The following is a 7,670-nucleotide window of genomic DNA, read 5'->3' on the forward strand; positions in this document are numbered from 1 at the left end:
AAAAATCAAATCAGCGATATTAAACCTTTGTCTAGTCTGATTAATTTGATTATTCTTAACCTCTATAATAATCAAATCAGCGATATTAAACCTTTGTCTAGTCTGATTAATTTGATTATTCTTCACCTCGATAATAATCAAATCAGCGATATTAAACCTTTGTCTAGTATGACTAATTTGACTTTGCTTTCCCTTGTGGAAAATCAAATCAGCGATATCAAACCTTTGTCTAATCTGACTAAGTTGACTTATCTTTACCTTGATAAAAATCAAATCAGCGACATAAAACCTTTGTCCAATCTGAAAAAATTGACTGACCTTTACCTTTCTGGCAATCCACTTACCTCTAAAAAATGTCCCATTCAACCAGAATCTATTTGTAGTTTTTAGCTAGTGGTTAAATCCTCATCATATCCCAGACTTCTTTTTTAAATTTGTAAATAAATGATGAATTAATATCATAAGTCTGGGATTTAGTCTTTTTAAAAAAGGCACTCTACAAAATTCTACTCTACTAAACCATGTTTCATCGCAAACCTGACTAATTCTGCGCGGTTGCTAGTTTCAGTCTTTCTCAATAAACTACTAACATATTTCTCCACCGTACGCGGACTCAAATGTAAATGATTACCAATTTCTCCATTAGACAAACCATGAGTTAATAAGTCTAAAACTTCCTGTTCTCTAACAGTTAACGGTGTCAATACTTGAGATTGTTGTACATGAGTAGGAATAGAAATATGACCGTTTTTTGCTTTTGTATATGTGGCAAAACTGATTTCTTCCTGATAAAGAAAACGACATTCTGATTGGATGATTTGCGATCGCTCTAACAAATTACGTATAGCAGCGGCTATTTCCTCCAATTCAAAAGGCTTAGGCAAATACAAATCACAACCAGACTGATATCCCAAAATTCGTTCTTGGGTTTTCGTTCTCTCTGTTAACAAAATCACAGGTAATAATCGAAACGCCGATAATTGCCGAACACGACGCACCAACTCATAACCATTCATCTGTGGCATCATAATATCTGTCACCATCAAATCAGGATGGCACTTTTCAACCATATCCAAAGCATCAACACCATTATCAACGGTAATGACATTATACCCAGACAGATCAAGATAATCACTAATAGATAGACGCGTACCTAAATCATCATCTGCGACAAGAATAGTCAAGGGCATGGATAATACACCCCTATAATTTTTTGACCGAGTGATTTGCCGTTATCAACAATATTAATAGACACAAGCAAGAATACTAATTCTATCTCTAATACTATGACAAGATTACTTACTCATGATGACATCATCAATGATTTCTAAAGAAAATATTAAATTTTTAGGAATAGTTAACAAAACTTTACGTAATTTAGAGACTAAACAGGTTTACCTGTCACCTGTCTTTGTGAACTACAATCAATAAAAGAGTTAGTCTAAAGAAATTTTTAGGCGTATTTATTAAAACTAAGAAGATTTTCGATGAGTGATAAACAGAGTGAAGGTTACAAAGTTATTTGTGATAATCGGCAAGCACGGTTTTTATATGAAATCATAGAAACCTATGAAGCGGGAGTTCAGTTGACAGGAACTGAAGTAAAATCAATTCGTGCGGGTAAAGCCAATTTGCAAGATGGCTATGCGTTGCTTCGTGACGGTGAAGCATGGTTAATCAACGTCCATATTTCTCCTTATGCCTCTAGTGGTGCATACTTTAATCACGAACCCAGACGAACCCGCAAATTATTACTCCATAAACAAGAACTGCGTAAACTTATTGGGAGGGTACAACAGGAAGGTTTAACCCTAGTCCCCTTAAAAATGTATCTGAAACGAGGTTGGGTAAAAATAGTCATTGCGCTGGGTAAAGGTAAAAAACTCCACGACAAACGCGAAAGTCTCAAACGTCGTGACGACCAGCGAGATATGCAAAGGGCAATGAAGAGGTATTAGGAGGCAGAGGGCAGGGGAAATTCCCACAACCGCCTCCGAATGAATTCGGAGTCTCATAGCAAAAGTCGTCTAAAGACGACTATTAAAGGCTTTGAGTCCACTTCAGTGGACTTGAACTATTAGACTGGGAATTCATTCCCAGGTGGGTTAGGAAACTCTTTTCTAAGCGTGATTATGATTATTGCGGGTTAAAGGTTGCCAATAGCTGGCAACTAAAGCCACCATAAACCACCAGAGGGTATTAACTTCAGGACGATAGAAAACTGTATCAAATAAACCCTGAGTTAATAAACCTATTATAGCAGCTATTGCCCCCATTAGCCACAAGCCTTCCATATTCTTAGTTTTTCGTAACCGACTTAATTGCAAATATCCTGTATTTAATGCAACGACAATCAACCACATAAAACAAGTAAAACCCAAAAAGCCAGTTTCCACAATCGTTTCTAGAAACACAGAATAGGCACTCAAAGCCGTAAACCGAGGACGTTGATAGAGAGGATAAACCTTATTAAAAGAACCATGTCCAGGTCCTATACCAATTATCGGGCGATCGCGGATCATTTGAAATACCGATTCCCAAACATTTTTCCGAAAGTTATTACTACTGTCTTTGCGGTCGGCAAATATACTCACGATTCGCACCCGGAAGGGTTCGACAAATATCAATCCAATTATCAATAACCCCACTACAGTTCCTAACAATATTGGTAAAGACCAAGTCCGCCAAAATGGGGGCATACTTATACTCCACCAATAAATCAGCAAGACTGCCACAGTAAACAATCCCACCAGCAAAGCAATCCAACCACCGCGACTAAAGGTAAGAATTAAAGTCGCAGCATTGACAATAAACATTGTTAGTGCTAGGGCTTTTTTCATCCAACCTTGCCAAGCCACAATCGCCACCAAGCTTAAAACCGCAGCCGGTAAAAGATATCCTGCCAGTAAGTTGGGATTACCCAAATAACTGTAAACCCTAGTAGTCTTAGCCAAAGGAGATTCCGGGTCAACCCAAGTAGCTAAAGCCTTCGCACCAAAAAACCATTGTCGCAACCCATAGACGCTGACAATCAGGGATATATGCAAATAAAGAGTAATCAACCAAGACCGAAACCGGGGGACGCGCAGCACCCTCGCACAGAGGGCAAACAGTAACAAATAAAGAGTTAATGTTTGTAAATCACCCAAAGCTGCTTTTTTCACCGGTGATAAAGCCGTTGATATAGCAGCAATACTCCAATACAGCAACACCAGCAGGTGAATAGGAGTAACCGAAGCCGCATTGGCTGATGTATTATCATCCGATAAAGTCAACAGCAGCCAGAAGCCAACACAAGCCACCAACAATAAACCGATTAAAGTAGTAGAAACAAAAGGTGCGAGAGCATAAATAAGGCTAAGTAAGCCAACAGCAATAATATCTCCCCACTGCATTAAAATACTACTTTGTCGCCAAGGCAGCAAAAGTCCCACCAGAAACCGATGTAGGTAACTACCAGACAAATATTCTTTCAGTGGTAAAGAAGATAAAGTCAATCTTTCCCAGACTAAATACATAAGGAAATACAGAATACAGGAGCTATGCAGTATAGCTTACGCCAAGTCTAGCTGTGAAAATTAATATTCCTTTCCTAGAAAACTATTCTCAAGTTTTTATATGCGCCAAAAGCCACCCATCTAAATCGGATATTTCTGTAAAATCTAACAAGGATTCCCCTAAACTCTCCAACTGCTCTATATTCAAACTTCTTATTTGCTCTTGTTGGGCTAAAGACAGCAATCCATACCGCTTCGTCAACATACGCAGCACTAAATCCGTTTCCCCTTCTTGTCGTCCTGCTTGTCGTCCTGCTTGTTGTCCTGCTTGCTGTCCTTCTTGAAACACTTCCTGATAAAACCGTGTTTGGGTGACATCTGCTGTTTTCAGGTTTAGCATTTTCAAAATCTCCTTTGTGCTGAGTTGTGGGAATTTATTCACAAGTATAGCTTCTACCAAATCTAAGCGTCGGCGCAGTTCTTCTTCTGTTTCTGCACTATTAAGAATCGCTTGTGCCAAGGAGGCTGTATCTTGTTCATTGACTACCAGCAATTTCAATAATGACAGATTGGGACTCAAATCTGTTAACGGTAACAAATCTTCTAAATATAGGCGTTTGACTTGATTTGTTAACAACGATTGGTAGGGAATATCTGAGCCTAAATCTTCCTGTCGGTTGGGTAAAATCAACAATCCGTACCAAGGTTGTTTGATGTTGTATTGATATAGGTACATAAAAATCTCTGCGAAATACCGACCATAAAATTTGGGGTCTCTTTGCATCTGTGCCTCTAAAAATACTAACGGTAAATTTAGATCCTTGGCAATTGGTGTTAATAATCCATCTATTGCAAATCCTTTTTCTTTGACTGCGGGCGCACTATAGGTAAATTCGCAATCTTTGGGAATTTCTGGGATTAACTCGGTAATCAATCCTGGCTGAGATAAAAATAGTCTGTAAAACAGTTTGTCAGTTTTCATAATTACCTATCGTTCTCCTTAATCTCCTTATCTAAAAATTTTTTTCTTATTCTCATACAAATTATAAGAATAAGAGTCTAAACGTAAAACATCAGATTACTAAACAAAGCTATTGTTGTCTTATCCAATAAATTTGTCTGAAAATAAATGCTTTAAGATTAACAGCATTTACTTAACGATTGCGTAAAAGTTCAAGATTATCACGAACAGTAATAGTATTTGGATGATCTACTCCTAATTGTTGTTCAAAAATATTTAAAGCTTGTTGGTAGAGAGGTTCTGCTTCTTTGTACTTGCCTTGAGATTTGTAAAGTGAAGCCAAATTGTTGAGACTGGAAGCAACATGAGGATGATCATTACTCAGCAATTTTTGCCTGAGAGCTAAAGCTTGTTGGTAGAGAGGTTCTGCTTCCTTGTATTTGCCTTGAGATTTGTAAAGTCCTGCCAAATTGTTGAGACTGGTAGCAACATCAGGATGATCATCACCCAGCAGTTTTTGCCTGAGAGCTAAAGCTTGTTGGTAGAGAGGTTCTGCTTCCTTGTACTTGCCTTGAGAATTGTAAAGGAATGCCAAATTGTTGAGACTGGTAGCAACATCAGGATGATCATTACCTAAACGCTGTTTTAGCAATGATACACATTTTTTTAGCCAAGGTTCTGCATCATTATATAATCCTTGTCCTTTATAAAATTTTCCTACTCCCTCAAAAACTCAAAGTAAATTTTCATCACTCACAGTATCCAGTAAATGATCTGCTACTTCCTGTAAATGGGGTATAGCTAATTTGAACCTTTGAATATCTTTCTGTATTGGTTGTTCTGGAATTTTTTGAGCTATATCAACTATTGCTTGGCAAAAATTACGTTTTAGTGTAATGCTGAGAGATTGACGATTGAATAAATTACTAAAAAGTTGACTAATATCTAAAAACAAAAAGTTTGCCAAGGTGATCTTTTTTTGTGTAACCGTTGACAGTTTTTCTAACTTGACTTGTAAAAAATCACGAATTAGTTGATGTAATTGATAATGATCATAATTTTCACTTTGTAAAAGATGTAATCGTTCTAATTCAATTCTGGCATTTTCTAGATTTTCTATGTTTTTCTCCCGTGAAGCACTTTGAATCAATAACCAAGGAATGGGAGCTAAAGCAAATAAACTGAGTAGACAACCTAACTCTTGAGCAGAATAACTGATAACTTCCCAACTTAATTCAAAAGCAGCTTGAACACCACGAGTTATAGATAAAGTCCAAGTAAGGTCATGAGCATCAATATCAAAAGCAGGATGATTGATACCTTTAGCTGCTAATCTTTGCAACATTTCCGCGCAAGATATCTGACGATATTTGAGATAACGACCAACCAATTGTAAAGCTAGTGGTAAACGACCTAACCGTTGACAAAGTTCCTCTGCTAGTGCTGTTTCTTGATTTAACCTATCCTCACCAATTAATTTTGATAATAATACCATTGCCTCCGGTAGAGAAAGGATTTGTAAAGATAAAGAACCAGATAAATCTAGTTTTAGTCTTGTTGTGATCAAAACCCGAAATTGAGATGATTGTGGCGGCAAATAAAGCTGAATCGCCGAATAACTTCGGACATCATCAATAACTAATAAAACACTACCTTGTTGCCAACGTTGCCAACACCAAGTTACTTGTGATAATACATCAAAATCATCTGGGGGATTTAAACCTAAATGTGTGCGACAAAATTGAATAATTTGTAAACCGAGATTTTGATTTGTAGCCGACAACCAACAAATACCTCCCGGATAAGAATTTAGGAATAAATGCAGAAGAGAATATTGGGTAGCTAATTCAGTTTTACCAATACCACCCATACCTTCAACAGCAGAAATTACAGCATGATTGCTAGTTTGTAAATGTTGATGAATTAAAAATAATTCATTTTCTCGACCAACAAACTTTTGAGTATTACTATTAGGGATATTGTGGGGAAAACTTAGAGGTTTATCCAAATCATTTAAATTATTGACATTTTGAAAAACTTGAGTAATATCTCCCACAGAGATATCACCCCCCGCTTGAACATTTTTGAAAAGCTCTTGAACAACTTGAGGGAGATGATTTGTATTCATGATTAGAACTTAAAGGATGTTTTAAAAGTTTTTAATATGTAAATATACCCCTTTCTAAACCTCTCCCCTACCAAAAGAGAAGCATTAAAACCTTTATTTTTTTTCTAGTTCCCTCTCCTCTTAGGAGAGGGCTAGGGAGAGGTAAGTACAGACCCCTTTCTAAACCTTTCCCCTACCAAAATAAAAGCATTAAAACCTTTATTCTTTTCTAGTTCCCTCTCCTTTTAGGAGAGGGTTAGGGAGAGGTAACTTAGGTTTTTGGAGATAATGGATTTTATCCAATACTTTTCACACAATCTCTTAACCTTCTTGAGTTAAATCACCTACATTAATATTATTAGCCTTGATATTGGTGAGCATTTCTTGGTCAACAGAACCACTACTTCCTGAAGTTTTTTGAGTGATATTCTGAGCTTGTAAATCACCATTTAATTCAATTCCACTCAGAATAACCTGACGAATCTTAGGGTCTTGTGTTTTGAGTTCTTCAACCAGCAATTTAAGTTGATTAGCAAAAATTTCATCAGCATTAATGTATTCTTGCAATTCATCTTGTAACTGAAGTTTATTTTTTTCATTTGGATCTTTTTCAGCCCGAATTAATAAACCTTCCATTCCTTCCGTAGTTAACTTTTGTCGAATAGTGCTAACCAACTTTGCAAAAGTATCCGCGACTCCTTTAACTGCAAATTTTCCACCTTCCTTGATTGCTTCCGAGAAAAATAAAGAAACAATAACAGCGCCAGTGAGTGGTTCAACCATAAAAATTACACCTTAATGGATTAATACACCGTCAGTATATATCATTCGCAACAGGTCAAGCAACAAACAAGAAATTTCGACCCTTTGCTCATTTGCATTTCTGCGGGAAATAAAATCTATACCAATACTGTTCGGTTAAGGCTAAAAAACAGATTTTATCCTCGTTCTTAGGGACTTCCAAGAACCTGAGTTCGATGTAAGAAAACCAGCTAAAAATGAGTATTCAAAAGGGTTAGAGGCTTTTCTGGAAAGAGCCTATATTCTCAATAAACATTAATTATTGAGAATTAATAGGAAACCAGCCTAGATTTAAGTAAATTTT

General features: G+C 36.7%; 6 protein-coding genes and 1 pseudogene. 2 read left to right on the top strand and 5 right to left on the bottom strand.

All coding sequences use genetic code 11. The features are described from left to right. On the top strand, positions 1-390 hold a 390-nt coding region (locus PN450_RS07565; protein ID WP_271835896.1), incomplete at its 5' end, for a leucine-rich repeat domain-containing protein. A gap of 116 nt (positions 391-506) precedes the next feature. Here PN450_RS07565 and PN450_RS07570 read toward each other — a convergent pair. Beyond that, on the bottom strand, positions 507-1,190 hold the full coding sequence (locus PN450_RS07570; RefSeq protein ID WP_271835897.1) for a response regulator transcription factor: 684 nt from the start codon (positions 1,188-1,190) through the stop codon (positions 507-509). Between the two features lie 297 nt (positions 1,191-1,487). On the opposite strand from PN450_RS07570, the gene smpB reads away from it, so the two are divergent. Then, positions 1,488-1,958 (top strand): SsrA-binding protein SmpB, encoded by a 471-nt coding sequence (gene smpB, locus PN450_RS07575; protein ID WP_015078954.1) that lies wholly within the window; start codon positions 1,488-1,490, stop codon positions 1,956-1,958. A 162-nt stretch (positions 1,959-2,120) separates the two neighbouring features. Here smpB and PN450_RS07580 read toward each other — a convergent pair whose 3' ends face one another. The 4 genes and pseudogenes from PN450_RS07580 to PN450_RS07600 all read right to left on the bottom strand — a co-directional run bounded on the left by PN450_RS07580 (position 2,121) and on the right by PN450_RS07600 (position 7,348). Continuing rightward, positions 2,121-3,518, bottom strand: coding sequence for an IctB family putative bicarbonate transporter (locus tag PN450_RS07580; RefSeq protein ID WP_271835898.1), 1,398 nt, complete (start codon positions 3,516-3,518; stop codon positions 2,121-2,123). Positions 3,519-3,606: 88 nt separating this feature from the next. Continuing rightward, entirely contained in the window at positions 3,607-4,479 is an 873-nt protein-coding gene (locus PN450_RS07585) for a DUF2887 domain-containing protein (RefSeq protein ID WP_271835899.1), read from the bottom strand. A gap of 172 nt (positions 4,480-4,651) precedes the next feature. Next, positions 4,652-6,370, bottom strand: a pseudogene (locus tag PN450_RS07595) (tetratricopeptide repeat protein); the annotation flags it as partial. Between the two features lie 516 nt (positions 6,371-6,886). Next, complete coding sequence (locus PN450_RS07600; RefSeq protein ID WP_271835901.1) at positions 6,887-7,348, bottom strand: hypothetical protein; 462 nt, start codon at positions 7,346-7,348, stop codon at positions 6,887-6,889. Positions 7,349-7,670 lie beyond the last annotated feature (322 nt).

Source organism: Dolichospermum lemmermannii CS-548 (assembly GCF_028330815.1).
GTDB classification, from domain to species: Bacteria; Cyanobacteriota; Cyanobacteriia; order Cyanobacteriales; family Nostocaceae; genus Dolichospermum; species Dolichospermum lemmermannii.

Coding starts and splice junctions, on each gene's coding strand:
- PN450_RS07570 (WP_271835897.1), bottom strand. CDS start 1,190: ATGCCCTTGACTATTCTTGTCGCAGATGATGATTTAGGTACGCGTCTA.
- smpB (WP_015078954.1), top strand. CDS start 1,488: ATGAGTGATAAACAGAGTGAAGGTTACAAAGTTATTTGTGATAATCGG.
- PN450_RS07580 (WP_271835898.1), bottom strand. CDS start 3,518: ATGTATTTAGTCTGGGAAAGATTGACTTTATCTTCTTTACCACTGAAA.
- PN450_RS07585 (WP_271835899.1), bottom strand. CDS start 4,479: ATGAAAACTGACAAACTGTTTTACAGACTATTTTTATCTCAGCCAGGA.
- PN450_RS07600 (WP_271835901.1), bottom strand. CDS start 7,348: ATGGTTGAACCACTCACTGGCGCTGTTATTGTTTCTTTATTTTTCTCG.